Genomic DNA, 26,231 nt, shown 5'->3' on the forward strand with positions numbered 1-26,231 from the left:
ACGGAGTCGCAAATGGACAACTACCAAATTGCTCGGCGTGCACAGATCGGGGTCATCATTCCTTCTACCAATACTGGTGTGGAGTACGATCTGCAGAAGCTTGGTTTTGATGGTGTGACCTGGCATCCATCGCGCTTCTGGATTGAGTTGCGCAATTGGTCTGACGAAATGGAAAAGACGGGCGACGATGCCAATACGGTATTCGAGCGTTTCCTCGACATCATGCGCGATGAAATCCCCACTTCTATCCGCAATGTGCTGTCCGCAAAGGTCAATCACATCATGCTGGGTATGTCCGCGGAAACCTTCTGGGGTGGACTGGATGGGAATATTCGTTTTGAGCAGGAAATTCGCGATCAGATTGGCGATCTCGGATTGACCACCGGCGCCGGTGCAACCCGCGACGCACTCAATTGCTTTGGAGCAAAACGAATTTCTGTAATTACACCCTATCCTCCGGTGGGTGACGACAATGTGTATCGCTTTTTCAGTGACATCGGTTTTGAAGTGGTAAAAGTGAAAGGCATGAACCGCCCCTCCGCCACTTCCATCGCCGAGACACCAATCCAGCAAGTGCTGGATGCGATACGGGAAGTGGATGGCGACAACGTGGATGCCATTGTGCAGTGCGGTACCAACCTCTCAACCATGGATGTTTTTCCAACCCTTGAACACTGGTTGCAGAAGCCGCTACTGCCGATCAATGTCGCCACTGCATGGCACGCATTGCGCGCATGTGGTGTGAACGATCGGATTACCGGGAAAGGGCGGTTGCTGGAAGAGTTTTAATACAAATCATGGAGCTTAGTGGAAGGGCTCCGGATGAATTTCGGATAACAATAAGCGGCTGAAGCCGTGTGCATTGGATGCAAAAGCAGGTGATGAACGACATATGCGGAATGTGGAGGTAACGCCTTCTGCTAGCCATTAACAAGCTGTACCTCTAGATAACAATAAGCGGAGCCGATATGTACCGTAAACCTTTAACGCTGGCAGTGGCGTCGGCAATTTTTTCATCAGGAACTTTGGTTACTCCTGTGTACGCTCAGGATTCCAAAGCGGATCACAATAAAAACGTTACTGCACTTCGTGGCGAGAACTTTGCCATTGAAGAGGTGGTGGTGACTGCGCGGAAGCGTGAAGAAACTCTTGATACTGTGCCGGTGGCCATCGATGTACTGGGCAGTCAGGCACTGATGGAGAAAGGCATCTCGACACTGGACGACGTTGCCCGCTACACCCCGGGCCTGAACTTTCAAACCGGCTTGATGCCAAACGACACTCGTATCAGTCTGCGTGGCTTTTCTTCCACTCGCGGTCGCTCCAATGTGGCGATCCTTGTGGACGGCATAGATATTTCCTCAGAATCCATGACTTCTGCCGGTGGCGGCATAGGGCCGAACTTGAGCCTGATGGATCTGGAACGCGTTGAAGTGGTGAAGGGCCCGCAGAGCGCACTGTATGGCCGTTCGGCTTTTTCCGGTGCCGTGAATTACGTTACCAAGCGCCCGGGTGACGCTGGTGAAACCTCCGTCAGCGTGGACGCCAATGATCAGGGATTCGCGAAACTGCAAGTGGCCGCGAATGTACCAATGATTTCGGATGTCCTGGCAGGCTCAATCAATTTGGCCAAGACAGAATTCGATGGTTACTACAAAAACCCGAATACTGGCGGCGATTTGGGAGGCACAGAGTCTGAGGGTATTGCCACAGCGCTGTTCTGGACACCTACTGAATCGTTTTCCGCTTACTGGCGCGGGGAATACAGCGAAGAACATTATTCTCCTCGCGCTATCGTGGAGCGTGAAAGTCTGGTCAACACCGGCTCAGCGCCTGGTGATTTTGCACTTCTTGGTTCGGTAGGGGAGAACACCGTAATGGTTCCCGTGCCTGGCCGGGGTGCTACTGCTGCCGATTGTGCTACGGCGACGCCCTATGGCTACATGATTGGCATGCCGGTAGCCTGCGCACCGATTTTTTCCGGTAACGTGGGTGGCGCGAGCGAAAGTGAAATCGACCTGTCTGCAGATCCTCTCACCGGAAAAGACTTTGCCGGGACCCAGGTGCGCAGTGTTCGCACCACCCTGGAATTGGCCTGGAATACCGAAAGTTTTGATCTGGTTTCATTGACCGGTATCAATTACAACGATTCCCGAGTGCAGGAAGATTTTGACCGCACCGATTACGCGCTGCAGTCTCTGGGCCCAGGTACCGGCGCCTATATTTCGCATCCGTTTGACCCCACATATTTTCCCGGCTACCCCGGTGAATACACGCAGTACGGGGTAAATTCCAACAGTGACACCACGTTTGATGGCGAGCAGTTCAGCCAGGAATTCCGCTTGTCTGGTGCTTCGGAGAAGCTGGACTGGCAGGTGAGTGCGCTTTACTGGCGTGAGACACTCGATACGGTGATGAACCAGAAATGGTGGTTGCGCGAAGGGGTTGACAAGGCGTTCTGGGACGCCTATCTGGATAGTTACTTCGGTGGAATGGGAATGGTGGATCATCGCACCAGTCCGGTAGATCTTCCGATCCCCATGTCGCGTGAGACAGAACATCTTTCAGCGGCTTTCGCACTGAATTACAACATTACCGAGTCTGTGCGCGCGTCGCTGGAAGGTCGTTATCTGCAGGAAGATATCGATTACCGCAGCGTACCGCTGTCCACGCAGTTCAACGGGTTGATGGGTGTACCTTACTTTGACCCGGTGACATTTATGCCCGGTGAGCCACAGGAGCAAACCTATGCGCGCACCGATACTGCCTTTGTTCCCCGTGCGAGCATCGACTGGCAAGTGAGCGATGACACCATGGTCTACGCGTCTGCGGCAGAGGGCTTTAAACCCGGTGGCATGACCACCACCGATGGCAACGGCGATATTTCTATCGGTGAATACGACCCGGAAGAACTTGTCGTGTACGAAGTGGGCTACAAGGGCAGTATGCTGGACAACCGCCTGCAGCTGACTGCCTCCGCGTTTCTGTATGACTACACAGACCAGCAAATTTCCTATTTTGTGGCCGATGTAAATACCGGTGCTCAGAACGCTGCCGTGACCAATGTGGGTGAGAGTTCACTGAAAGGCGTGGAGCTGGGGGTGGTTTATCGTCCTTCCAGTAACTGGACATTTGTCACGTCCTATACCGGAGTCAAGAGTCGCTTCGACGATTTCCGGATTGCGGACGTCGGTAATCCTGGAACACTCGACAAACTCTGGACCGGCACCGAGGATGGGGATTACACCGGTAATCAGTTCATCAACTCACCGGAAACCTCGGCTCTCGCCTCTATCCGCTATGATGGTGAGTTCGCCAATGGAGCCGGTTACTTTACCGAGCTACTGGCCAACTACGAGTCAAAGCGCTATCTGGATAGAGGGAATAATGCCTACTTGCCAGCGTATACGCTGGTCGATTTCCAGGGTGGCGTGAGCTGGCAGGATCTGGATGTGGTCCTGTACATTAATAACCTGCTGGATGACGATAAGGTCAAATCAGGTATCAACAATGTGGGTTACGGACATTTGCCAGCCGGGGCATTTACCGCACAGGTCGTGGACCTGATTCTGCCCAACCCGCGTACCGTCGGACTGCGCGCAAGCTACAGCTTCTGATGAACACTCGATCCGGAGCGGTGGTGCCATCGCTCCGGATTGGGAGTATGATCCGGTTGGGCCTTTATGCGGGTCGCATGAACGATAAAAACTGAACAATAAAATCATAAGAGGTACTCCAATGACCGCCGTTTCCCTTGACGCCCGTTTGGCGGAGCGACCCTGGTATTACAGCGCGCCTTATGTAGGTGGCCTGGCCTTTGCCTGGGTATTGCTGGAAAAAATGATCGCCCACATCTATCTGGTCACATTGATCTATGCCGGTATACCGGAATCGATCGCTTATAGTGTGGCCTTTGTTGTTGGAGCCTTTGGTCTCTTCCTGGTGTGGAAAGGGCTGGACAAAAACGAAGTACGCGGGACCTGGTTGGGGTTTATGGGCGGCGGCCTGATCTGGGTGTTCTGGTTTGAAATGTATCTGCACTTTATTGGTGCCAATAATAATTTTGCGCTGGCTGCGACAGATACTGGTATTCAGTACCTGGATAAGAATCAGTTAGCGGCTCTGTTTTCCGGTGACACTTCAATTCCGCGTCCTTATTTTATGGGGGAGCATGTATTCCTGCAGAGCTCAACGCTGTTTTGCGTCATGCTGATGATCTACATGGGCTTGAACAAGGATATTCGCTGCCGGTTGATTCTCTGGGTGCGGAAGTTGTTCGGACTGCGTCCGGGTAAGCCGACCCAGGGCTATAAACCCCAATACGCGCGTGTGGCGGCAATGGAAGTAATGTTTGTCAATTGGTTTATGTATACCCTCATGCTATTTGTGAATGACGAGCGTGTTTTTGGCCTCCACCACATTGCTACATACATTACTACCGTCGCGGTTGCACTCTGGGCGGGATATATCATTCTCAAACAATTCAAGCAGCGAGAGGTAGGGCTGGCGATTCGCTACGCCATTGCGGTGGCTGGTGTGTTCTGGTTCCTGCCGGAGCAGACGGTGTTGTGGAAGTGGTTTCGTGAGCCCTGGGTGCACTACCTGGAGTTCCCAATCACTGCTAGCCTGATTATTGGCGCCTACATCGCTCTGGCTGTGTTGTTCTGGAAGACGCCGGTAAACCCGGAAACCGGAAAATCCCTCTGACTTGATTCCATGGATGCATGGGGGAACTCCATGTTTGCCCGTGCATTCCAAACCTTGCCATGTTTCGATACTTGGTTGTCGGCACAATTGGCGTCGCGATGCCCGCTAAGTGAACCGGTTGATGTTCCTGCACGTACATGAAGTATGTGCTTCGGGCCTGGCTTGTCACTTTCACGAATTTCCACGGGAATAACCGCAATAGTTGCGGGTTGCCTTTTCAAAAAAATACGCAGAAACAACTGGCGAGGAAAAGTTATGCTGAAACAAACCATTCAAGCTGTTTGCACCACAGTACTGGCTGTGGCGAGTGTGGGTGTCCTGGCCGAAACGTCGAGTCTTACGTTGACTGTAAAAAATATCCAGTCAACAACCGGAAACCTGTTTATCAACGTGTTTGACTCGAAAGAGACCTTTCTGGGCGACACCAAGGTTCTGTCCAAAGAGGTTGTGCTCGAGGGGCTGTTAAAGGATGGCGCCGCGGTAGTGGAACTGGAGCTGCCCTATGGGACTTACGCCATTGCTGTGTATCACGATGACAATGCCAACGGCAAGCTGGACCATGGTTTTTTTGGCATTCCGTCAGAGCCAATGGGGTTGTCTAACAATCACGTGCCCAAGTTTGGGCCACCAAAATTCGCCAAGGCGGCGATGGAGGTGGCAGAGCCGCAGCAGGTTACAACAATTGAGTTGATCGATTGAGTTGATCGATTTACACATCGACAAATGACCGCTCTAAAAAAGGCCCGCACGGATGTTCGTGCGGGCCTTTTTATGACCACCGATTTCTTCAATTATTTTCCGCCGAGAAGATCCTGTGGCGAAATACCGATCACCCGGGCACCGGTAAAGAATTCGATGGACTGGGCGTGGCCTTCTTCCCCGAGACCGGATAGTCCCCAGGCGCTGCGAGGAGTACCTTCACCAATACTTAACAGGCTGTAGCCATTGATCTTTACTCCTCCAGTGCGCATGCGGCGGGCGAAAGCAAACGCGCGTTCGGTATTTTCACTGTACACATAGCCGGCCAGACCGAGGTCGGTGCCGTTTGCCAGTACCAGCGCTTCGCTATCATCTTTAAAGGTATGCACTGCTGCCACGGGGCCAAATACTTCCTCGCGGGTGTCAGTTGCGTTGCAGTCATCCACCAGTGTCGGCGCAATGAAATAACCCGGAAGCTGTGGAAGTGGGGTGGCGCTCAACAGTCGACCGCCACAGGATGTGAGTCGCTCGAGATCGCGCTGTATCTGGTCGTATTGACCCTTGTGTACCAGCGGGCCCATATCACTTTCTTCATCCAGTGAGTGACCGAGCCTGATGGTCGCGAGAATGGACAGTACCTTGTCGAGCAGGCGCTCCTTGACGGATTCATGCACCAGAAGTCGCCCCAGTGCGCGGCACCATTGGCCATTGAGGTTAGTGAGGCCATAGGCAATACCGGTGGCCGCTTTGTCCAGGTCGGCATCCTCAAACACCACCAGTTGATTGTTGCCGCCAAGTTCCAGTTGCGTGGGCACAAAATCGTCGGCACAGGCGCGCGCAATGGCGCGGCCACCGGAGAGCCCCCCGGTAAAAGAGACTGCCTTGATTCGCGGATCTTCGACCATCTGTCCGGCGATAGTCCGATCGCCGAGGGTCAGTTGGAAGGCGCCCTTTGGCAAGCCGGCCTTGTGGATGGCGCGGGCCATCATGATCGCGGAGTGGGGGGTAAACTCTGAGGGCTTGAGGATACAGGGTGCGCCGGCGGCGAGTGCGCTGGCGACCTTGTGGGAACCGATGGCTGTGGGACCATTCCACGGTGCGATGAGTAGTGCCGGTCCCCAGGGGCGTCGTAGATATTCCACGTCACCACAGGGACCGGGCACCAATTTGTCCAGATGGCCAGCGCGCAGGTAGGCGGCGGCGCCGCGGAAAACCAGCGGCAGAAGTTTGGCCATTTTACGGGTGGTGCGAATGATGGCACCGGAAGTCAGGCTGTCGGCGCGGCTGATGATATCGGCATAGTCATCGCCTGCCAACTCATCCGCGACACGCTCCAACAGCTCGGCGCGTTCCACCCCTGACATTTCTTCAAAGCTTCCCTGGGCGTGAAGTTGGTCCGCAGCTTCGAGGGCACTTTGGATCTGCTCGCGGTCGGAGCTGCGACGTACTTGCAGGGGTTGGCCGGTGTTGGCATCGGTGAGCGTCAGCTGCTTGTCCTGTGCCGGTGTCGAGAAGTTGCCGTCGATATAGTTTTGCAGTTCTGGCAGCGGTTGCCCGGAATAGGTTGCGTTGTTCATGTCGCTTGAGGTAACAGGGTCGCGGTGCATAAATCTTTACCGTCCTGGAGCGTTTCTGGTTATTCGTATTGATAAATTTTGCCGGCATTGAGCAACTCTTCCGCGCCCAGCAGGTCGTTGATTGCAGAGAGGTCTACCATGCGCTGGCGATGTTCGCCCACGTGACCATGGGCTTTCAGATCCCGGAGCAGCCGCTGTGCCGCCGGCAGGAAGAGGTGGAGTAGGGACGCGGGATAGAGTGCGATCCGGTACTTCAGGGGGGCGAGATCTCCGGCACTCTCTACCGGAGAATTGCCACCTTCCACCAGGTTATGCACCAGGGGGATACGATCACCGAAGCGCCGGCCAATTTCCTGCATTTGCGCCAGCGTCTGCGGTGCCTCCACAAACAGTGCATCTGCGCCCGCTTGCAGATATCGTTCGGCTCGCTCCATCGCGTCTTCAAGGCCATTGACACCCAGCGCATCGGTGCGGGCGATGATCAGTGTCTGGTCACTTTTGCGTGCATCCAGAGCCGCGCGAATTTTACCTTCCATTTCCCGTGTGCTGATGACTTGCTTGCCACTCATGTGGCCGCAGCGCTTCGGCATCAGTTGGTCTTCCATTTGCAGAGCCGACGCACCTGCACGCTCGAAGGTACGCACGGTACGTTGTACATTCAGCGCATTGCCAAAGCCGGTATCCATATCCACGATCAGGGGCAGGGCCGTGCGCTCGCGGATGACGGCAACGGTTTCTGCCACTTCGGAAGCGCTGACAAGCCCCATGTCCGGGCGACCAAATCGCGAAAAGGAGATACAGGCCCCAGATATAAATGCCGCCTCGAAGCCCGCCTGCTCGACTAGCCGAGCACTCAGGCCATCGTAAATGCCTGGTGCCTGGAGAACGTTACCAGCCCCCAGTAAATTTGCCAGGTTTGGTTCGGACAAGGGGCGGGTAATGGCGTTGCCGGTCATTCCACACTCCTGTCAGACTGTTTCTGCGGGAGAGCTTTCGCGCTCATCTCCACACAGAATGCGAACCAGCCGGTCAGCGGTGTCTTTGCCCACAAGGCGTTCGGCAATGGGATTTGCCGGGTCCAGGTGCACGATGTTGCGGCGGACGCGTTCATCGCGTGCGCGCAGTCGCGCGCGTTCGTCGGTATCGGTAACCGGCTGCGCGTTTTTGACCAGCTCGATCCAGTGGTCGACGTAGGCGAAGATTTTGGGTTCCACCTTTTCCAGATAAAACGCCAGGGGTACGACACCGGCGAGCGCTACCGGCGAGAGACTGGAACGGATGAAAGGCATGGCGGGGTTGAAAGGTTTGACACCGGCTTCAAACAGTTCATTTTGTAGCGCCATATAGGCTTCATTCAATGGCGCCAGGTATTTCTGCAGGTAGCCAGGCTCGCTCAATACTTCGTAGCGCGGCATCGGATCGACATAGAAGAACGCGTCCGGCAGGGTGCCGAAGGCCATGCCCAGGTGCGGGACGTCTACGCTGTCATCGACATATATCGTCAGATGAATATTGGTGAAGGTTTTTTGGGGGCTGCCGATATTGGAGTGGATCACCCAGTCAATCGGTGAAGCATCGCCGGTGAAGGTGCGCATGCGACCAATGGGTTCTCCTTCCAGGGTGTTGAACTGGTGAAGATCGGCACAGCGGGTGTCTTCGCGCAATGACAGGGCTGAAGAAATTTTTTCCCAGACGCGATCTCGGGTCGCCAGCACGGCGGTATAAGTCTCGCTGGTGTCGATATGGTTATCGCCATCCAGGTGTGCGGCGAATTCCTTGGTGAGTTTCTGCTTTGCGTCAGTCACAGTGGTACTTCCCAATTGGTGCTAATAAATCTGCAAATCCCGAACGGAAATCGTCGGATTGCGGTTTTGATTCTGTAATCCGCCTGGCTGTGTTCGGGGGCGCTCGGTGCGGCTGTTGTAAAGTTTGCAGAGAAGGGTAGCTCATGCCCCCTCTGGAGTGGCGCCATCCATTGCGGGTTTACGCAACAGAACAAGGCTCCACAGACAGACTACGCCATTCAGCAAGCCAAACAGTACGAAAGGGGCGCTGGGCGAAACATGGGCAAACAGCAGTCCGCCGCCAGACGTTCCCACAAGTATTCCCACCGCCCCGGCGACACCAAAGAACCCGATCACCGCGCCGCGCTGTGCTGCGGGTGCCTGCTGTCCTACTAGTGCCTGGCTGCTTACGAACGCGCTGATCTCGGCAATACCCATTGCCCAGAGCAAGATCATTACCCAGTCTGCGGTCGGGTCATTGATCATAAAGACACCACCGTAGACAACGGCGGCGAGTCCGGAAGCAAGGGCGACAGCGGCGACGCGACTGATTCGGTCGGCTATCTGCCCCATTAGGATTGAGCCTACCAGCGCACCGACCACTACTGCGAGGGTGCGCGGAACCGCCAACGTAAACATGGCTTCACTGGGCGACATTCCCAATTGCTGTGTACCGTACTGGATCAGCCAGAGTGAAATAAAAGCCCCGGTCACCGCCAGATCGCCGCGAGAAATAAATGCCGCTCCGTAAGACAGCGCGGTTTGCGGGTCCCGGGCGGCGCGCAGCCCGGCGAGCATATCGGCAAACAGGTTCCCTGAGGCTTTTGCTGTACGCTGAGTTGCGGCGGTTAACTTTGGAGCCAGGCCCAGGGCGACCAATACTGAAGCGGCCACGCCCAGGGCGCCAGCGCTGGCGAAAGTCAGTTTCTGCGCGGTAAGCTCGTCGAAGCCCTGTCCGGCAAAGACTTTTGGCAGTATGGCAAGTAATGGCGGAATAAATGCACCAAGGGTAGCGGTGAGGCCCTGCAGGCCATTAGCGTGACCGCGGGACTGCTCTGCAGCGTAGTCGGCCACCACCGTGACCATCATTCCGATCATGGCGGCGCTGCCGATGGCGATCACCAGACGAAACAATGCCAGCTGAGCGATGTTCGTGGCGTGGGGGTAGAGCACAAAGCCGAGGCCTGTAACCAATAGACCGAACATATATACAGGACGCCGTCCGATACGATCTGACAGTGTGCCGAAGGTGCCGAGAAGTAGAATGAACACCAGCTCCTGCAGGGCGCCGAGGTAGCCTGTCAGAACCGCCTGGGCCTGCTGGTCAATGGCCATCACCGCGAGCAGGCCTGGCTGCAAAATCGCCAGTGCCCCCGCGTAGCCGGAAGAAACAAACACCGCGATCAGGTACACCACGAAATGGCGTGGACGGATGGCATCGCTCAGGGTGACCCCGAGCAGGCGAGGGGAGTGATCCATGGCACGGCTCTTTGTATTTAGGGCTCTCTGTTGTCCGGACTTGAGGTTGTCCGGGCTGCCTGCTGGCAGAGCTGGGTAGGCCCGATCTTCGATTGCTGTTGTCGTTGCGGGCCTGTTCAGGTACAGAATGTAGCAATCCGGGTGGATCTGTCATTTGCTTTTTATCAACTTCCCGGATGCCCACTGAGGTAGAACTGCTGTTGACCAACTGATCTGCCCTATGCTCCCGGGCGTAGTAAAGCGAAGCCATTCACGGCGCGTCATGTGCAAACGTTGTACCAGACTCAAATTCTTAAAGGGACAGGAACATGAATCTCTGCTGTAGGGTAATTTTAAGTGCGCTCGCCAGTGTTGCCATTGTCGCGGGGGCGAGCGCTGAGAGCGTTCGATCAGAAGCAGGTGGGACCGTTCAGCCACCGCTCGTTACTGGGCCCGACTATTGCGGCACCATGCAGCAGTTTATTGCCGGTACCACTCTGTCGGCACAGACGCGTCTCTACGCCGTAGGTGATTACGACGTGGGGTTTAAAAAATCCAAGCCCACAGCCAAGCCGTTGGTAACCCATCAGTTTGTAGGGTACAAGTTGGCGGACACTGAGCAGCCCTTTCCTGTGACTGTTTCGTGCAAGCTTAAAACTGCTGAGCGCATCCGTACGGCATACGCCGAGGGTGACGGGCGCGGGGAAGATCCGCCCCTGGCCGCAGAGGAAGATCGCACGTGCCAGCAGTGGACGGCGGCACTGCTGGACGCGGTATACGAAGATTTGCAACGTGCAACGGATGGAGAGGGCGAGGAGGTGGCGGAAACAGCGCTGACGCGGGAGAGTATTCGCCTGGAAGACGAAGATAACGTGTACATAGGCCCTCTGTGGGTCAGGGCTTTTCCCTACCAGCCGGCGTACCAGGAGAGCAGTGTGCTGGTGCTGCGCAGCAAGGCTCTGCATGCGGAGTATTCCCGTTGGATACCAATGCCGGACAGCTTTATGGGTACCCACTATTGCCACAGCATCGCGCCAGAGTACCTGCGGGCATTGGTGCTGGGAGAGGTTCGTGCTCCCACAGCACCTTGATGAAAAACGTGTTGTCTAAATAGTAATCGTCAATATGGGGTCGCCTGACTGGCGACCCTGTGCATCTGGCTTTCCCCCATCCGCAATGACAGCATCTGCTGCACGCCTTCGGTGCCAAATACCTGTTCAGCCAGCTTGTTCATCGGATCTCGTTCGTAGCAGAGTCTGCGCAGGGTGTGGTCGCTGCTGCGCAGTAGCGGGCGCTCTGATTCCGGCAGTTCAGGAGCTGTGTCGTACCAATTCAGCCAGTGTTCCAGCATGCTTTCCGCGTAGTCTTCCAGAATGGAAATATTGCTGTCATTGAGGTCTGCGGTCAGGCTCTGGGTAGAGGGGTTGATCAGAGTCCGCATGTAGGTGCCGTGACTCACTGACCACTGGAAATTTTTGTGGCCGCGTAGCGCCAGATATTCGGTATTGATGGGTGCGTAGTACTTGTCCAGGTAGTCCATATTCAGCATCAGGTTCCGCCGGGGCATGAAATCGAAGTAGAAAAACAGTTTTGGAATGGTGCCGAATACCATCACGAAATGTGGCACATCGGTTTTCTGCCCTAAATAGGCGGTGGCGTTCATATCCAGGATACTGGCCTTGCGGTTGCCGAGCCAGGAGTTCACCAACCACTCGCAGTCCCCGCCACTCCACGCCTGGAAGGAACCTTCGAACTCGCCGTTGGGCGACTGGTAGTATTCGCGGTCTACGCAGTTGGGCTCAAGGGCGAGGTGATCGAAGCGGCTGGCGATTCGGCTTTTTACCCGGGTGAGAATATCCCAGCAGCGCTCCCACGCGCGGCTTACATCCACATTGGGGTTTTCTGACAGAAACTGGTCAATAGTTTTTGTATCCGTATGTATCGACATATTCTTCTCCACTTCCGTTATAGTTGTTACAGGCCGTGCTGCAGAAACTGGTCTGGGCGCTTGCGAAATAGCCCGGTGAGCATGCGCAGGGCTATTTTTCCTCCACTCAGCCAGGCTATTTTTTCTCCACTCTTGCTGGTCGCAAGGATACGTTGCATCAGGTAGGGGACGACGGTGTCCACTTGGTCGACCAGGTTGTTCATCAGGCGACGAGACTGATTGAATCGCTCAGGGTTGTCCCGCGCTTCGCGGACGACAGCCTCGGTAATCACCATCCCGGGACGAATCCTGCCGACCAGAACGCCAGTACCCTGTAACTCTTTTGCCAGCGCACGGGTAAAGTAATCCAGGCCGCGTTTGGTCGTGCCGTAAATGCCCATGCCGGGAAAGTACTCTCCATCGGATCCGCCGCCCAGCATATTGAAAATTTTTCCCTCACCTTGATCCAGCATGCCTGCGGCCGCTACACGGCTCGCGTTCAGTGTGCCGATCAGATTGGTTTGAACCATGCTGTGAATTTCCGACTCCGGGATGTCAAGGATTTTCCATCCGGTGCGTGCGAGCCCGGCGTTGTTTATCCAGATATCAACCTGTGAAAATTCCTGTAATGCGTAATCCCAGAGTGCCTGTACCTGAGGGTGATCTGAGGTGTTGCACGGGAAAAACCGCGCATTGGCGACATGCTGCGGCAGTTGCTGCTGTAGCCTTTCCCTTGCAGCCTGAGTGGAATTTTCGCGGCTGCCACTGAATAACACGTGATGGCCAGCGGCGAGGAACGCCTTGCCGAGGCCAAAGCCAATCCCTTTGCTACTGCCGGTAATTACGACGTTGGCCATGGTTGATTTCCCCTGATCTGGTCGGTTATGCCGGCTGCGAGAGATAGTGTTTGTTTGGATCTGAATGCTTTACGCAGTAGCCGGTGCGGTAGAGCTTTTCCGCAGAAATTTTTCGTTGCGGCGCTTTGATCTGGTTCAGGTATTCGAGCATTGAAAGGCCTTCTGCGGCGCAGATCGCATCGAATACTTCTTTATTGGTAGCCGGGATGCGCTGGTCATCGCATACATTGAAAATGCCGCGCAACTTGTTGTTGATCCCGTGGTACACCGCTTCCACCACATCTTCGAAGTGAATCGCATAGAGCAGGGCATCGGCGCCAAATAGCGTTTTGCCACCGAAGTAGGTATGGGCGAGCTTGACCCGCTCGGGAAAACTCAGGTCACCGGGGGCGCCATACATGTCGGGAAAACGCAGTACACAGCCGTTGCCGGCAGAGAGGATCTCCTGTTCCGCTTGTTGGTAGTAGCGTGAAGAGGGTTCCTCATGGTTGGCGGTGGGACTTTCCTCGGTAATTGGTGTAGTGCCGTCGCCACCGTCGCCGTAGACCGAAAAAGAGGACAGGAACACGGTAGGCTTTCCGGTGAGTGCAGCGCTGTGGCAGCTCTCTACCAGTACTTCCCGATAGTGCGCGTGACGCTCCTCAACGGTACGCGTATTTTTTACATCCGGTGCTACGGTCACCACTATCTGGTCGCAGTCAGCGGCTGCTTTCGCCACTTTTTCGGTTTCACTGCCACGCAACACAAAAACCTCGTCGACGATCGCAGACAGAGGCTCTACTTTTGCCGCCGTCGTGGTGGTACCAACCACCCGATGGCCGTCACTTTTGAGTTTTTGTGCCAGCGCCTTGCCTACATGGCCCATCCCCAGAATCAGGATCGTCATCGCCCACTCCGTTTGTATGGTTGTCGTTTTGGCTGGCGGCGGCAGGTGAGTTGCGGTGCCGTGTCAGCGTGAGAGCGTTTTCAACAGCCTCTCACGCTATGGAAAGCACCTTGCGCCCTCATTGACCAATATCAAAAAGCGCTACAGTCAATGCGGGCGGGGGCGACTTCCGGGGCAATCTCCCTGTGGCATGGGCCTCCCGTGTGCCAATGGGGAAGCAGGGCTCAGTGCTGCCAAAGGGTTGGTAGTTGTCGTGGGGGAGCGGGGCTGTTCCGGCCCGGAGGTCAGGGGTGAGGAGCATTTGCTTCGGCAAATTGATTTTTATCATTTCTCGCAAATAGGCGCCGCAATAGATTCGGAAGGTAGCTTATCGCAAGTGCCATCCGGTTGAGCGGGGTTCGAATCTGGACCTCGCCTTATCTGCTTGGCGAGGGAAATGTTCAGCGTGTGAGACTTTCAAGTCAATGGTTATGAATCGAAAGTCACAATTGCTTTACCTGTCTGGAGCGATATTGGATCGCCGCGGGAGAGCCACAGTAGAGCCAGAAGGCGAATTGATTTGCGACTTTTCGTTCAAGGTTCGGGCTTGAAGGCGAAATTCATAATTTGATGTGATCTTGGGGACATCGTTGTCAGGAGATGGTTTTTACGAATTAGATGCAAAGTGGCGATAGAAGAGGCCGTTGTTTGACTTATCGCCCCGAAAAAGTTCAGCCGTAGTTTTTTCAACTCAGGGAGCAAGGGGATGTATAAATACAATAAACACGTTTTGGCGGCCGCAATCGCCATTGCGAGCTCGCCGGTCACGGTCAGCGCGCAGGAAATTAACGAATCCATTCAATCCATTGAAGAGGTGGTGGTTACTGCGCGACGTCGCAGCGAGAGTTTGCAGAAGGTGCCCATCTCTATTTCACCGGTCACCAGCGAGCAAATCAAGCAGCGAGCCTATACCGGGCTCGAGGATATTGCCGCATCTACCTCAGGGTTTACCTATGAGGGCTTTTCCACCAGTGGTACTAACGGCAACGCGGTAATTCGCGGAATGGCCCAGACCTTTACCACTGCGCGCACCCAGAACGTGGCGTTTTTCCTGAATGGTATTCACCTGCAAAGCCAGAGCATGATGAACTTCGGCCTGGTGGATATGGAACGGGTTGAAGTGGTCAAGGGGCCGCAGAGCGCAATGTACGGGCGCAATGCGTTTGCGGGTGCGGTGAACTATATCACCAGCCCCGCCACTGAGACTTTCGAGGCCAATGTCGAGACTACTCTCGGCGACAATGAGCGTCAGGATATTAAAGTCAGCGTGAGCGGCCCGATTATCGGCGATGTACTTCTGGGCAAACTTAATATTGCCCGCACCGAGTACGATGGTCATACCGAGAATGATCACCCCTATGCGGATGTGGATGCGCCCGGTCCCAGTACGACTGGCAATGTGGGTGGCTGGGATGATCAGACTGTATCGGCCACACTGGAATTGCGTCCCAATGAAAAACTCAATTTCAAACTCGACTATTACCGTTCCGAAATCGAGCGAGAGTCGCAACCCTATTATGTGATGACAGGTCTCAACAACGTGGCCTGGGGGTTTAGCATGTATGGTGACATGAACTGTAATTCGGTCACTCGCGCTACCAATTTCGGACAAAGCATTACAGGCAACAGCTGGTGGTGCGGCGAAGTGCCTACCATGCCGAGCAGTGCAGCTGTGAATTACGGAGCGGGACTTGGTATCCCTGCTGATACCGGGCACAACGCCATTACCATCGATCCGCGTTCCTACGGTGCGGTGGCGGAAACGGAAGTATTGAGCTTCAAGACCAGTCTGGAAATCAGTGACAACGCCAGTTTCGAATACCTGTTTGGTATGACGAGCAATGACTCCAAGACCAATGGTGGTTCCGCAGATCGCGACCCGCTTGCCGGGGTTACCGCTCCGTGGGGAGTACAGGTTATCACTCCGCCCTTCGGCGCCCCGATAGTGATCCCTCAGTTCGCGTATGTGAACAGTTTCAGTGGACGCCCAATTTCCGAGCTCGAAAGTGATTCCCACGAACTGCGCCTGAACTTCTCCGGTGATTCATGGGAGGGTGCCGTCGGCTTCTTTTACAGTAACATCAGTGACGAAAGCCACGAGATAACGTTGTTTATGCCGCTGTGTTCTCCGTTTAATGCGGGGGTGGACTACGGTATTTCGGCCGAAGAGGCCTGTAACCTGCCGGCGGACGGCAGCGTGCCTTCGCCGCTGGCTGGTGCCTCTGACCAGACCTCACAGCGGTTGGCGGCCTGGCATGGAGCCCAAGCGGCGCATACCGAGTATGACGACAGCATCGTTGCAGTATTCACCGAGTTGGCTTACAACCTGAGCGAGGATTTTACCTTGCGCGGTGAGATGCGCTACACCGAGGAAGACAAGTCCATTGTGCGCCTTACAGACGGTAACGGTATTGCACCGGGTGGATTTGCGCCATCCGATATTGTCATCCCGGAAGACCAGGCGAACTTCTATTACTTCACCCCGCGCCTCACTGCAGAGTACCGCCTCAATAGCGACCAGTTCCTGTATGCCTCGGCGGCCATGGGTGTGAAGTCCGGCGGCTTTAACAATACCTCCGACCAGAACTACCTCACATACGATGAGGAGCAGAACTGGACTTATGAGGTTGGGAGTAAGAACTGGCTGCTGGACGGTGCATTGCAACTGAACGCGGCGCTCTACCTGATTGACTGGGAAGATATTCAGGGTTCCCAGGCACCCCAGAGTGGCGGGCTTGGAGACACCACCCTGGTTGCCAATATCGGTGATGCAGAGTCGCTCGGGTTTGAGGTCGATGGCCGCTGGCTGCTGGGGGATCACTGGAGTACAGACTTTGCACTGTCCTGGTCGGACCCGACCTATGACGATGACGTGACCTTTGAAGAGGGTGCGCTGTATATCAATTACCAGTGTGATGAGTCCATTGAGACCGCTCCCTCGACTCCCACGATGTGCGGAAACTCGGACGTAGGTGGAAACCAGCTGGCGCGTACCAGTGAGTGGCAGGGCTCGGTAGGCATCAATTACCAGACTGAGTTGTTTGGTGATTGGTCGCTGCGGGCGCGTCTGGATAGCAACTACCAGTCCAAACAGTATATAACGCCGTTGAACCTGGCCTATGCCGGAGGCAGGACGATCACCAACGCGAATATTTCTCTGTCCTCTGCCGATCACTGGCGTATTAACCTGTGGGGCAAGAATATTCTGGATGAGGAATATGTGGGTGGGGTATTTGTGTTGAGTCAGTTCAGTAAAATGATTGTTGCCACTGGTATGGGGCCATCCTACGGCGCCACGATCAGTTACGACTTCTAACTAGTCCTGCTCCTTAATCGGGCCGGTGGAATGCGTCTAGTCTGTGCGCACTTCCATCGGCCTTTTTTGATGAGGTATTGGTAGTAAGATTATTATGCGCACGATCATCTTAAATGTCCCCGACGAGGTAAAAGTGGTGCAGGCCGTACTGTGAGGATGTTACCCGGCAGATTGAACGCGCTGTCACGTTATAGATATCTGTTTGGCAAGGTGTACGAGACTCCATGAATTGTATTTTCGGTTCCTCTGATGATGCGCTGATTGCCTCGGGGCGTTACGAATATTTTCTTGATCGTGAGCTGCAACCCATTGAAGAGCGCTGGCGCTTGTACAGGCGCCAGCGCAAACTCTGGCTGGATAGTGAACGATATGTCTCATCGATATCGCTACGTCTGAGCGCCCGTGCGGAATTGGTTCAGGGGGAGATCACCCGTTGCCTGGTATCGTGGGTGGATTCTGGGCTTCGGGTGTCCTCAGCAATATTTACCCGCGAGAGCGACTCATCTGCGCGTTATTTTCACAGGCCTGCTGGACAGCCAGCGCGCAGCTATATCAGAAGTGAGCGAGTATTTTTCCCATTGCTGAGGGTGTATACCGGTCTGGCATTAGGTGGAATTCTTTCACGGGGCGCGGACACAGGCTCCGGGCATTCCGCCAGGGTGTTGATTCCCTGGATCAAGGACCCGGCACAGAAGGGAAAGTTGCTTGAACCCTCCACCGCCACACGGACAGCGATACCGCGCCAGTGTTCTTTTCCTGTATTCCCGGATCACGCGTCGAACATTCCTCTGGGCGCGTCCCTGGACTGTTACCAGTATTCGGGAGAGCAGTATGGGGATGACACCCGTTTCTGGGTCGCTGACGGCTTACTGCATGCCTATCGCTGGAATCAGGCGGGCCGCGACTGGATGATTCGTCTTACGGATATGCAGGGGCAGTGGCCAGGGAGATTTTCCTCCAGCCTCCTGTGACCTTTATCAATTTGCCCTCCCGGCCTCACGCATATAGTGAGGCCTGAAGAGTGGGGCGGTAATCTCTGAACACCCTCCGGAATCAATACCTAACAAACATGCCCAGTTGCCTATTATGAGTGTCTATTTACTGATCAAGTTTTTTCATAACCTCTGTTTCGTTTACTGGCTGGGAGGCGATCTTGGCACCTTTTACGCGAGCCGCTTTGTTGCGCGGGAAGACCTTAGCCCTCAGGCCCGCAGTACCGCTTTGACCATTATGATGGGCTGTGATCAGGGGCCGCGATTCTGCATGCCTCTGATTTTGCCTCTGGGTCTGCAGCTGGCCTTTTTGACCGGTCAGTTTTCTGTGCCGGTGTGGGTAGTCGTCGCTGCGTGGGCGATTTGTCTGGGCTGGTTTGCCCTGGTTGCTGTGTTGCATTTCAGCCACGGCAAGGGGTTTATTCCGGTATTGACCCGGCTGGATTTCGCCCTGCGGGTAGTGCTGATTGCCGGCCTGCTTGGGGTCGCCGCCTGGGCCTTGTTGAGCAACGCCATCTTTTCCTCCAACTGGCTGGCGATCAAACTGGCTGTGTTTGCGTTGCTTGTTTTCTGTGGCTTGATGATTCGTGTGCGTCTGAAGAATTTTATTGTTGCCTGGGGCACACTACTGCAGAAAGGTGCAGATGATCACACGAACCGGACCATCCGAGGCAGTATTGCCGCCTGTAGGCCTTTTGTGTATCTGATCTGGGTCGGCCTGCTGGTCAACGCCGCTTACGGGTTGCACCTGCTTAATTAACAGCTTGTAAAGACCATTGCTGATAACGGGAAAGCAAACCAGGAGTGATCGTGAAGTTATACACCGTTCCCCATTCCCCTTACGGCGCACGTGTCTGTGCGCAGATCAAACTGAAAAACCTACCGGTGGAGGTGCTTCCTCCACCTGAGCCATTGCGTAGCGAAGGCTTTCTGAAACGCTTTGCGCTCGGCAAAGTACCGATACTTGAATTAGATGACGGACGTTATCTGGGAGAGAGCTGGGCGATTCTCGAATACCTTGAGGAGATCGGGGGCGAGATCCCGTCCCTGATACCGAAGGACGCGCTGGCCCGGGGCAAGATGCGTGAACTCGCTCGTTATGCGGATCTCCACCTGGCTCCCAATGCATTGTTTCCGCTGTTTAAATCGGTTTTGGCTGGGGAGGCGGTAACAGCGTCCACTTTGGATGCCTTGCATACCGAGCTGGCTAAAGGAGAAAGACTGATTGCGGCACGAGGCTCTTTGGCGGAACGGGCGCTGGATCTCGGCGATATCGCACTTGCCCCCAGTGTGCTTTATCTATTTCTGTTATTGGAAGGGCTGGGAAAGAAAGAAATCCTGGCGGATTTCCCCGCGTTTTCCGGCTGGTGGGAGGGCATGGATAGGATTCCCGAGATACGGGAAACCCTGCAGGGCGTGAGTACAGCGTTTCGTGCTTTTGCCGGTTCCAGGGCAACCGCTTGAACGGCTGGCCACAGTGCGGTGGAGTGCCGGCCTGGCAGGTGGTAGATACAGTTGATATTAGTCAACATTCCGTCTGATTCTGACGCTAGACTGCATGAAAAAGTGATCCCGTGAGCGAGAGCGTGCGTAAACATTTAGCACCGGAAGATGCGCCGGGAGAAGTACTGGAAGGCCTCAAAATTTGGGTGCCAAAATTTCACTTGGAGGGGGGCGAAAGATGCTGACCAATCTCTGGTATGTGGCCGAATGGTCAAAAACAGTAAAAGACAAGCCAGTTAAGGCCAAATTGCTCGGGCAGAATTTCGTTCTTTACCGGGACAAGACGGGAAAAGTGCACTGTCTTAGTGATGTGTGTATCCACCGTGGTGGATCCCTGTCCAATGGTTGGACCACCGAGCGCAACTGTGTCGCCTGCCCGTACCACGGCTGGGAATTCGATGCGGAGGGCAAGGTGCAGTTTATTCCTTCCCGTGGAGAGGGCGCGCCGATTCCCGAGCGCGCACGAATCGATGCCTATCCCACGGAAGAACGCTACGGCATGATCTGGGTGTTCCTCGGGGATCTGCCTGAGTCCGAGCGCTACCCCATACCCGAGTTCCCGGAATATGACGACAAGGCGAACTGGCGGCCGGTATCTCTGGAGTTTACCTGGAAGGGCACCGTAGACCGTGTGGTGGAAAATGGGATTGATATCGCCCATACCGCCTTTGTGCACCCCGGGTTTGGTTATCGGGAAATGGCGGACAAGAACAAAATCCTCGAAGTCGAACGTGGGGACTATTGGGGGCGCTCTTCCAACGTCCTGTATCCGCCCCAATTACAGGGCAATTTCGGGCTTTTGAAGTTTTTCCGCAAGGACAAGGCGGCCACCCACGTCACGCCGTCGTTCTACCTGCCTGGTCACTGTGTGCGCCTGCAGATCAAGGTGAACTCCTGGATGGAAATGATTATCTTCGATGCCAACACTCCGGTAGACGAAAATACCACGCGCTCGTTCGCGGTACAGGTGCGCAACTTCTTCAAGTCCCCCATATTCGACAAGGGGTCGATCAAGCGCACCAGTAAAGTATTCCAGGAGGATGCGGATATTGTTGAAGCGCTTTCACCCAACTACCTTCCCGAGACCCTGGAGCATGAGGTGTCCGTGGAGCAGGATAAATTTATGAGTGCCTGGCGCATGATCCGGCGCAAGCATATTGAAATGGGTTGGAAGATAGACACCCGAGCGATGAAGGCATTCGAGGGGGAAAAGGTTTTCACGATTCCTTCCCCTGCACGCAGAACCAATCCGCATCTGAAGTGGGCACTTGAAACCGTGCCGCTCGTAGAGGGCAATTCTGCCAGTGCAGCTGAAGTGGGTACTCAGGGGGGAATCCCTCAGGTGGAGTCCGCCTGACACCATTCGGATTCGGTTGAGGGAAGGTCATACGAAAAAGCCCGATCCATTTGGATCGGGCTTTTTAGTTGGCGCGCTCGGGAGGATTCGAACCTCCGACCGCCTGGTTCGTAGCCAGGTACTCTATCCAGCTGAGCTACGAGCGCGTAGGTGGCGCACAATAATGACTCATGGCACGTGAGTCAAGCAAAACATGACAACTCGATTCAATTTATGCAGATTCGGGCGCTACATTCTCGAGTATGGCTATTGTTTAATCTTCCTGAGCGTCTAGTATTCACAGTGAATTTAGAGGAGATTGTTGTGACCACATTGCCCAGAATTTTCACCCGGATAAGCCCCGCACTGCAGCCATGCTTGTGCGGTGGGTTCATGCGTGACGAGAAAAGTCTGACATAACGGCCTCCTTGTACCCGGGAGGCGCGAGCCTCGCGGATGTGGAAACAAAACGCCCCCGTAGGTTCGCTTACGGGGGCTTTTTGTTGTCTGTTATTTATTGGTCCGATAGCTCATCCGGTATGAGCGCTCGCTTCATAAGCGAAGGGAGGCGGTTCGAGCCCGCCGCGGACTACCAGTTGGAAGGAAGAAATGCTGCAAATATTGCCGAGAACGAGACTGAACTGAGCCAATGAAATTGCGTGCACACCGGCACCCATGCCCACACTTTCATGCTGAATCTTTCGGCAGGTGATGGCTCGCTCAAAGTTTATTAAGTCATTGAAAAATAAAGAAAAATATGTTTTTTGGGGTTGAAAGTCCGGGGGAACCTGATAGGTTTATACGTGGCTGGAGAGAATACATACTCTTTTCGCCAAAGGGCTTTCTGGCGCTGTGTTTTAAAACGAATAGAGCGAAGCGAAGGAACACCACCATGTTGAATCTGCAAAGAAACAGCGAGTTACTAAATTCTGCCCGGTTGCGGGAGCGGAATGCGCGTATCTGTGTTTCACATGCCAGTGTTTTACGCACGGGTTTTGACGAGGTGCAATTTTCGGATTACCCCAGGCCAGCAGGAATAGTACTGGCGAACCTTGATGACGTAGTGCTTCAAGGAAAGGGATTTGAAAGTGGTGAGCGTTTAAAAGCGTAGCACGACCCAATCGGTCGGCTGCGTGCCGGCCGGTTGCTTGAGCTAAATTTTCGAGAACCCGGTTGGCGAACTTCGTTAACCGGGTTTTCTTTTGCCTGAAGAAATGTATGTGAAACCACTACGGCCAGTGTCGACGGCAGTCTCAATAGGTTTGCCGTAATGATTTCGGTCCCCATCGTCTAATGGTCAGGACAGTTGCCTTTCAAGCAGCAGATACGGGTTCGAGCCCCGTTGGGGATACCAATTGTGCAGCGGTCAAATCCTTCTCCCGATTCGTTGCAAGGGGCTGGCAACAGGTCAGTCGTGCTCATCGCGAGGTCGGGGCGGTGAATTTAGAAAATTGGCGGATCAGAGTAGCTGGAAACGCGCAAGCCTCTGAAGCTCGAGTCCCGGGTTAGAACCCTGGGGCCGCCCGCCAAACAATGCCAACAGTCAAGGGAGGTACCCATGAGACTGTTTATTGGTGCCCGTGAACTTGGCGCGGGACTGACAGCTACAAATTACGTTGGAGCCAAGCAATTGATGCGGGAATACCCGGTCAGCGTTCTCCAGATCATTTGCCCGGCGACAAGCCGTGAAAGCCTGCTCGGTTTTTTGGCCTGGTGTAGTGGTAAGCAGATACTGCCCACACAGGTGGTGTTAAATCAGGTTTCCCCCGCAGACCGTGAGGCGGCAAAGGAATTCCTGATTGCGCGGGGGTATCGCACGAGCGACAGGGTAACGTTTATCAAGATTCAGAGTGCGGGCAGATCCCGTTCGGGGCGGGATCGATTTACCCCGAAAGAAAACAGATTTATCAAGGAGTTTTCGTGAACATCAAGGAAGAAAAGAGCAATCTGCGCAAAAGGGCGGATAAAGTGAAAGGGCTCCGCTGCAAAAACCTCATTGTCGTGCTGGAAAACCCGATGAACATCATGAATATCGGCTCAGCAATCCGTAACGCCAATGCGCTGGGGGCGGAAAAAATCTACGTGGTGGATAGTCGAAAGGTACTGCCGGAAAGCTGGGAGCAGATGCGAGATCGACGAAGCCTGCTGAAGGTGTCTGCCTCGGCGATAAAGTGGAGTTTTGTAAAAACCTTTCCCAGTACCGAGTCGTGCCTGGCGTATCTTGAAAAGCACAAGTTCGTCTCTGTAGTGACTTCTCCACACACCAAAGGGCAGCGGAATGTAGTGTTGCATCAAGGGCGATATACGCACAAAAGGCTCGCGGTGTGGTTCGGCAGTGAGGCGCAGGGAATCAGTGATCTGGCGGTGGAGAATAGTGATTTTTGTATCAATATTCCTATGTGCGGAATCATAGAAAGCATGAATCTTGGCACAACCACCGGCGTAGTGCTGTATGAGGTGACTCGCCAGCGCCGAGAGTTTGTCAGCCGCAGAAAGTCTGCAGGTTAAGTCGGCAACACCCAGCCAAAGGTTTCCAGCAAGGATTGGAAGCATCCCCTGGGGTTGGCGACCAGTGTGAGTTTTTCGCCGGTAACCGGGTGGTTGAGCGACAGCTCGTAGGCGTGTAACAGCAGTCTTGCGCAATTGTATTCTGCGGCGAACAGACGGTTATGTGTCGATTTTCCGTATTTTGGGCAGCCGATTAGTGGGTGTGAAATGTGTTTGAAGTGCCTGCGAATTTGGTGGCGCCTGCCGGTCTCAAGCTGGACCTCGACCAGAGAGTATCGGCTACTGGGATATCGGTCGACTTCATAGGGAAGCTCTACGGTGCCCAGACGCCGGTATCGGGTAATTGCGCTCTGGCGAGGTAGTTCACTCTTGGGGCGTTTACGCTGGTGTTTGAAGTCTGCAACCGGTGGCAGGGGATGGTCGATCACCCCTTGCTCCGGGCAATAGCCGCGGCAAATCGCCAGGTATTTTTTAACTGAGGTGTCGCTGTTCAGTTGCGCTTGTAGGGCGGCGGCAGTTTCGCCGCTCTTGCCAAATAGGATGACACCGGAGGTAGGTTTGTCCAGACGGTGTACCGGAAACAGGTGGCAGCCGACAAGATCGCGCAAATACTGAAGGAGAATCCGGCTTTCGTGTTTGTCGATATCGGAGCGATGAACCAGCCAGCCTTCTGGTTTGTAGGCGGCAACCAGGTACGGGTCGTCGTAGATTAATTCCGGAGTCATTCAGCTGTTCTGGGGTATGGGGGGTAGCGACAGCATTATATGCTGAGCAGTTGCGATCTTCACACCCGATGAGCGGGCTTCGTTAAGGGCGGTGACCAAACAATCGATTGGTGTAAACAAGGAAATCGTTATGCCTGTAAAAATGGTACTTAATAACAATGCACAGCCGGGTTCTGTACCGGTAAAAATCTTCACCTCGGATATTGAAAATTCGGCATTGCAACAGCTGAAGAATATTGCCCAGCTTCCCATCGTATATTCTCATGTGGCGGCGATGCCGGACGTACATATGGGTATTGGCGCAACGGTAGGCTCGGTGATCCCGACCCTGGGAGCAATCATTCCGGCGGCGGTGGGCGTTGATATTGGCTGTGGCATGAATGCCGTGCGCACGTCCCTGCATGCTCATCAGTTACCGGACAACCTGAAGCCGCTGCAGGATGCGATTGAGGCTCAGGTGCCGGTGGGCTTCGCGCGCCACAAACAGGTTCACGCCCGAGAAAATGCAGCGAAAAATCTCGCTTCTGGTGCCGACCTGTTGTTTGCCCGCCATCCAGAATTGCTCAAGAAGCTGCGTAATCCCCAGGAGACCTGGGTAACTCAGTTGGGGACACTCGGTGGTGGGAACCACTTTATCGAAATCTGTCTGGATGAAGACAATTTTGTCTGGGTAATGCTGCACTCCGGCAGCCGTGGAATAGGGAATGCCATTGGTCAGCACTTTATCCAGCTGGCAAAACGGGACATGGAGGGACATATTCATAACCTCCCAGACCGTGATCTGGCCTATTTCCAGGAGGGAAATCCGCACTTCGATGAATATGTCGACGCGGTGCACTGGGCGCAGGAGTATGCGCGGGTCAATCGTCAGGAGATGATGAAGCTGGTATTGGAGGTTCTACAGGGACAGTTGCCACCGTTCACACTGACTTCTGAAGCGATCAACTGCCATCACAATTACGTGGTGCGCGAGCAGCATTTCGGGCGCGATGTATTCGTTACCCGTAAGGGGGCGATCAGTGCTCAGCATGACCAGTTGGGAATTATTCCCGGGTCCATGGGTACCCGATCCTATATCGTGCGTGGCCGCGGGAACCCGGAAGCTTTCTGTTCCTGTGCTCACGGTGCGGGGCGACGCATGAGTCGCACAGCAGCGCGCAAGCGATTCACCACAAGGGATCTGGTAGCGCAGACAATGGGGGTTCAGTGTCGCAAGGACAAAGGGGTAATTGATGAGATCCCGGCGGCCTATAAAGATATTGACCAGGTGATGGAGAACCAAACGGATCTGGTGGATGTGGTGCATACCCTGAAACAGGTGATCTGCGTTAAAGGCTGAGTGGCTACAGCTCTGATTGATTCAGGGCTGTAGTCTATTGGGGAAAGTCGCTCAGGGGTTCCACATATACCCAGCGCTTTTTGTGCAGCTTGAACAGTGAAATTTCATGAAGGGCATGCTCTATGTCCCCCTCCAAATACCACGCTTTGAATTCCACAATGGACTTTTTCAGTCCCAGTTTACTCCTTATCACCTCCAGTCGAGACCACTGGGTAGTCAATTCCTCCGGGCTGAGCTCGGGGCAGGTGTCGGGATGCCAGGTTTTGCGGAGATAGGGGAGGTTACCGGTGACGTAGGCGCTGTAGCGGCTGCGCATCAGGGTTTCTGCATTGTTTGGGTAGGCTTTGCCGGAAAGATATATATCACAGCACTGGGCAAAAGGCTTTCCCGAGCTGCAGGGGCAGTTGTGAGGCATGGCGTTGCAGATTTTCTTGGGCTTGCTGAATAGAGGGCAATGATAGCAGTGAAGATGGTAGACCGCTCGGTCACCACGTGTGCGTGGGTTTGATGCGCGAATTTAACGAACGGCGCGCCGTAGCTGCTAGGCTATTCAGAGTGGTGAATACGTATCGCGGGTG

The 26,231-nt window shown here is 54.5% G+C and carries 23 protein-coding genes and 3 tRNA genes; 16 read left to right on the forward strand and 10 right to left on the reverse strand.

The annotated features are described in order from the left end of the window. Positions 1–12 precede the first annotated feature (12 nt). From PVT68_RS00695 to PVT68_RS00710, 4 genes are all read left to right on the forward strand, one after another. Positions 13–789 carry a maleate cis-trans isomerase family protein gene (locus PVT68_RS00695; RefSeq protein ID WP_280320653.1) on the forward strand — a complete coding sequence of 259 codons (777 nt, stop codon included), beginning with the start codon at positions 13–15 and terminating at the stop codon, positions 787–789. A 179-nt stretch (positions 790–968) separates the two neighbouring features. After that, positions 969–3,617, forward strand: coding sequence for a TonB-dependent receptor (locus PVT68_RS00700; protein ID WP_280320654.1), 2,649 nt, complete (start codon positions 969–971; stop codon positions 3,615–3,617). A 121-nt stretch (positions 3,618–3,738) separates the two neighbouring features. Then, entirely contained in the window at positions 3,739–4,707 is a 969-nt protein-coding gene (locus tag PVT68_RS00705) for a hypothetical protein (RefSeq protein WP_280320655.1), read from the forward strand. Positions 4,708–4,962: 255 nt separating this feature from the next. Further along, positions 4,963–5,406: a DUF2141 domain-containing protein gene (locus PVT68_RS00710; RefSeq protein WP_280320656.1), complete on the forward strand. Its 444-nt coding sequence runs from the start codon at positions 4,963–4,965 to the stop codon at positions 5,404–5,406. A 92-nt stretch (positions 5,407–5,498) separates the two neighbouring features. Here PVT68_RS00710 and PVT68_RS00715 read toward each other — a convergent pair whose 3' ends face one another. From PVT68_RS00715 to PVT68_RS00730, 4 genes are all read right to left on the reverse strand, one after another. Further along, positions 5,499–7,013 carry an aldehyde dehydrogenase family protein gene (locus tag PVT68_RS00715; RefSeq protein ID WP_280320657.1) on the reverse strand — a complete coding sequence of 505 codons (1,515 nt, stop codon included), beginning with the start codon at positions 7,011–7,013 and terminating at the stop codon, positions 5,499–5,501. A gap of 29 nt (positions 7,014–7,042) precedes the next feature. Further along, entirely contained in the window at positions 7,043–7,939 is an 897-nt protein-coding gene (locus PVT68_RS00720) for an isocitrate lyase/PEP mutase family protein (RefSeq protein WP_280320658.1), read from the reverse strand. Positions 7,940–7,951: 12 nt separating this feature from the next. Beyond that, positions 7,952–8,788, reverse strand: coding sequence for a hypothetical protein (locus tag PVT68_RS00725; protein WP_280320659.1), 837 nt, complete (start codon positions 8,786–8,788; stop codon positions 7,952–7,954). Between the two features lie 141 nt (positions 8,789–8,929). Continuing rightward, positions 8,930–10,246: an MFS transporter gene (locus tag PVT68_RS00730; RefSeq protein WP_280320660.1), complete on the reverse strand. Its 1,317-nt coding sequence runs from the start codon at positions 10,244–10,246 to the stop codon at positions 8,930–8,932. A 449-nt stretch (positions 10,247–10,695) separates the two neighbouring features. Between PVT68_RS00730 and PVT68_RS00735 the strand changes: the two genes are divergently transcribed. Next, positions 10,696–11,316, forward strand: coding sequence for a hypothetical protein (locus tag PVT68_RS00735; RefSeq protein ID WP_280320661.1), 621 nt, complete (start codon positions 10,696–10,698; stop codon positions 11,314–11,316). A gap of 29 nt (positions 11,317–11,345) precedes the next feature. On the opposite strand, the gene PVT68_RS00740 is transcribed toward PVT68_RS00735, so the two are convergent. Genes PVT68_RS00740 through PVT68_RS00750 form a run of 3 tightly spaced genes read right to left on the reverse strand, consistent with a single transcriptional unit; the run spans position 11,346 to position 13,895 of the window. Next, the gene (locus tag PVT68_RS00740; protein WP_280320662.1) at positions 11,346–12,173 is read right to left on the reverse strand and encodes a hypothetical protein; all 828 of its coding nucleotides are present in this window, start codon (positions 12,171–12,173) and stop codon (positions 11,346–11,348) included. A 26-nt stretch (positions 12,174–12,199) separates the two neighbouring features. Beyond that, positions 12,200–13,009, reverse strand: coding sequence for an SDR family NAD(P)-dependent oxidoreductase (locus tag PVT68_RS00745; RefSeq protein WP_280320663.1), 810 nt, complete (start codon positions 13,007–13,009; stop codon positions 12,200–12,202). 25 nt (positions 13,010–13,034) lie between these two features. Beyond that, entirely contained in the window at positions 13,035–13,895 is an 861-nt protein-coding gene (locus tag PVT68_RS00750; RefSeq protein WP_280320664.1) for an NAD-dependent epimerase/dehydratase family protein, read from the reverse strand. Positions 13,896–14,640: 745 nt separating this feature from the next. Between PVT68_RS00750 and PVT68_RS00755 the strand changes: the two genes are divergently transcribed. The 5 genes from PVT68_RS00755 (at position 14,641) to PVT68_RS00775 (ending at position 21,102) form a co-directional block, all read left to right on the forward strand. Then, complete coding sequence (locus tag PVT68_RS00755) at positions 14,641–17,250, forward strand: TonB-dependent receptor (RefSeq protein WP_280320665.1); 2,610 nt, start codon at positions 14,641–14,643, stop codon at positions 17,248–17,250. Between the two features lie 224 nt (positions 17,251–17,474). Beyond that, the gene (locus PVT68_RS00760; protein ID WP_280320666.1) at positions 17,475–18,221 is read left to right on the forward strand and encodes a hypothetical protein; all 747 of its coding nucleotides are present in this window, start codon (positions 17,475–17,477) and stop codon (positions 18,219–18,221) included. Positions 18,222–18,336: 115 nt separating this feature from the next. Continuing rightward, a complete protein-coding gene (locus PVT68_RS00765; RefSeq protein WP_280320667.1) occupies positions 18,337–19,002 on the forward strand; it encodes a hypothetical protein in 666 nt (221 codons plus the stop codon). Positions 19,003–19,052: 50 nt separating this feature from the next. Further along, complete coding sequence (locus PVT68_RS00770) at positions 19,053–19,706, forward strand: glutathione S-transferase family protein (protein ID WP_280320668.1); 654 nt, start codon at positions 19,053–19,055, stop codon at positions 19,704–19,706. A 217-nt stretch (positions 19,707–19,923) separates the two neighbouring features. After that, entirely contained in the window at positions 19,924–21,102 is a 1,179-nt protein-coding gene (locus PVT68_RS00775) for an aromatic ring-hydroxylating dioxygenase subunit alpha (RefSeq protein ID WP_280320669.1), read from the forward strand. 69 nt (positions 21,103–21,171) lie between these two features. Here the strand turns inward: PVT68_RS00775 and PVT68_RS00780 are convergent. Then, positions 21,172–21,248 (reverse strand) — tRNA-Arg (locus tag PVT68_RS00780). A 352-nt stretch (positions 21,249–21,600) separates the two neighbouring features. Between PVT68_RS00780 and PVT68_RS00785 the strand changes: the two genes are divergently transcribed. The 5 genes from PVT68_RS00785 (at position 21,601) to PVT68_RS00805 (ending at position 23,589) form a co-directional block, all read left to right on the forward strand. Beyond that, positions 21,601–21,676 (forward strand) — tRNA-Met (locus tag PVT68_RS00785). Between the two features lie 297 nt (positions 21,677–21,973). Further along, on the forward strand, positions 21,974–22,192 hold the full coding sequence (locus PVT68_RS00790) for a hypothetical protein (protein WP_280320670.1): 219 nt from the start codon (positions 21,974–21,976) through the stop codon (positions 22,190–22,192). Positions 22,193–22,360: 168 nt separating this feature from the next. Continuing rightward, positions 22,361–22,435: transfer RNA gene (locus PVT68_RS00795), tRNA-Glu, on the forward strand. 204 nt (positions 22,436–22,639) lie between these two features. Next, complete coding sequence (locus tag PVT68_RS00800; protein ID WP_280320671.1) at positions 22,640–23,005, forward strand: hypothetical protein; 366 nt, start codon at positions 22,640–22,642, stop codon at positions 23,003–23,005. Beyond that, complete coding sequence (locus tag PVT68_RS00805; RefSeq protein WP_280320672.1) at positions 23,002–23,589, forward strand: TrmH family RNA methyltransferase; 588 nt, start codon at positions 23,002–23,004, stop codon at positions 23,587–23,589. Before PVT68_RS00800 ends, PVT68_RS00805 begins: the two co-directional genes overlap by 4 nt. Here the strand turns inward: PVT68_RS00805 and PVT68_RS00810 are convergent. Continuing rightward, positions 23,586–24,314: a pseudouridine synthase gene (locus PVT68_RS00810; RefSeq protein WP_280320673.1), complete on the reverse strand. Its 729-nt coding sequence runs from the start codon at positions 24,312–24,314 to the stop codon at positions 23,586–23,588. The two genes, PVT68_RS00805 and PVT68_RS00810, sit on opposite strands and share 4 nt — an antisense overlap. A 130-nt stretch (positions 24,315–24,444) precedes the next feature. On the opposite strand from PVT68_RS00810, the gene PVT68_RS00815 reads away from it, so the two are divergent. Further along, positions 24,445–25,653 carry an RtcB family protein gene (locus PVT68_RS00815; RefSeq protein ID WP_280320674.1) on the forward strand — a complete coding sequence of 403 codons (1,209 nt, stop codon included), beginning with the start codon at positions 24,445–24,447 and terminating at the stop codon, positions 25,651–25,653. Between the two features lie 34 nt (positions 25,654–25,687). On the opposite strand, the gene PVT68_RS00820 is transcribed toward PVT68_RS00815, so the two are convergent. After that, positions 25,688–26,068 (reverse strand): YchJ family protein, encoded by a 381-nt coding sequence (locus PVT68_RS00820; RefSeq protein WP_407666116.1) that lies wholly within the window; start codon positions 26,066–26,068, stop codon positions 25,688–25,690. Positions 26,069–26,231: the final 163 nt, after the last annotated feature.

This window comes from Microbulbifer bruguierae (genome assembly GCF_029869925.1).
Classification (GTDB): domain Bacteria; phylum Pseudomonadota; class Gammaproteobacteria; order Pseudomonadales; family Cellvibrionaceae; genus Microbulbifer; species Microbulbifer bruguierae.

What these genes read in the sequence shown, in the direction of transcription:
- PVT68_RS00800 (WP_280320671.1), top strand. Translation starts at nt 22,640, where the DNA reads ATGAGACTGTTTATTGGTGCCCGTGAACTTGGCGCGGGACTGACAGCT.
- PVT68_RS00735 (WP_280320661.1), top strand. Translation starts at nt 10,696, where the DNA reads ATGCAGCAGTTTATTGCCGGTACCACTCTGTCGGCACAGACGCGTCTC.
- PVT68_RS00720 (WP_280320658.1), bottom strand. Translation starts at nt 7,939, where the DNA reads ATGACCGGCAACGCCATTACCCGCCCCTTGTCCGAACCAAACCTGGCA.
- PVT68_RS00760 (WP_280320666.1), top strand. Translation starts at nt 17,475, where the DNA reads ATGAATTGTATTTTCGGTTCCTCTGATGATGCGCTGATTGCCTCGGGG.
- PVT68_RS00775 (WP_280320669.1), top strand. Translation starts at nt 19,924, where the DNA reads ATGCTGACCAATCTCTGGTATGTGGCCGAATGGTCAAAAACAGTAAAA.
- PVT68_RS00745 (WP_280320663.1), bottom strand. Translation starts at nt 13,009, where the DNA reads ATGGCCAACGTCGTAATTACCGGCAGTAGCAAAGGGATTGGCTTTGGC.
- PVT68_RS00740 (WP_280320662.1), bottom strand. Translation starts at nt 12,173, where the DNA reads ATGTCGATACATACGGATACAAAAACTATTGACCAGTTTCTGTCAGAA.
- PVT68_RS00700 (WP_280320654.1), top strand. Translation starts at nt 969, where the DNA reads ATGTACCGTAAACCTTTAACGCTGGCAGTGGCGTCGGCAATTTTTTCA.
- PVT68_RS00750 (WP_280320664.1), bottom strand. Translation starts at nt 13,895, where the DNA reads ATGACGATCCTGATTCTGGGGATGGGCCATGTAGGCAAGGCGCTGGCA.
- PVT68_RS00815 (WP_280320674.1), top strand. Translation starts at nt 24,445, where the DNA reads ATGCCTGTAAAAATGGTACTTAATAACAATGCACAGCCGGGTTCTGTA.
- PVT68_RS00765 (WP_280320667.1), top strand. Translation starts at nt 18,337, where the DNA reads ATGAGTGTCTATTTACTGATCAAGTTTTTTCATAACCTCTGTTTCGTT.
- PVT68_RS00705 (WP_280320655.1), top strand. Translation starts at nt 3,739, where the DNA reads ATGACCGCCGTTTCCCTTGACGCCCGTTTGGCGGAGCGACCCTGGTAT.
- PVT68_RS00710 (WP_280320656.1), top strand. Translation starts at nt 4,963, where the DNA reads ATGCTGAAACAAACCATTCAAGCTGTTTGCACCACAGTACTGGCTGTG.
- PVT68_RS00730 (WP_280320660.1), bottom strand. Translation starts at nt 10,246, where the DNA reads ATGGATCACTCCCCTCGCCTGCTCGGGGTCACCCTGAGCGATGCCATC.
- PVT68_RS00695 (WP_280320653.1), top strand. Translation starts at nt 13, where the DNA reads ATGGACAACTACCAAATTGCTCGGCGTGCACAGATCGGGGTCATCATT.
- PVT68_RS00820 (WP_407666116.1), bottom strand. Translation starts at nt 26,068, where the DNA reads ATGCCTCACAACTGCCCCTGCAGCTCGGGAAAGCCTTTTGCCCAGTGC.
- PVT68_RS00755 (WP_280320665.1), top strand. Translation starts at nt 14,641, where the DNA reads ATGTATAAATACAATAAACACGTTTTGGCGGCCGCAATCGCCATTGCG.
- PVT68_RS00790 (WP_280320670.1), top strand. Translation starts at nt 21,974, where the DNA reads ATGTTGAATCTGCAAAGAAACAGCGAGTTACTAAATTCTGCCCGGTTG.
- PVT68_RS00715 (WP_280320657.1), bottom strand. Translation starts at nt 7,013, where the DNA reads ATGCACCGCGACCCTGTTACCTCAAGCGACATGAACAACGCAACCTAT.
- PVT68_RS00810 (WP_280320673.1), bottom strand. Translation starts at nt 24,314, where the DNA reads ATGACTCCGGAATTAATCTACGACGACCCGTACCTGGTTGCCGCCTAC.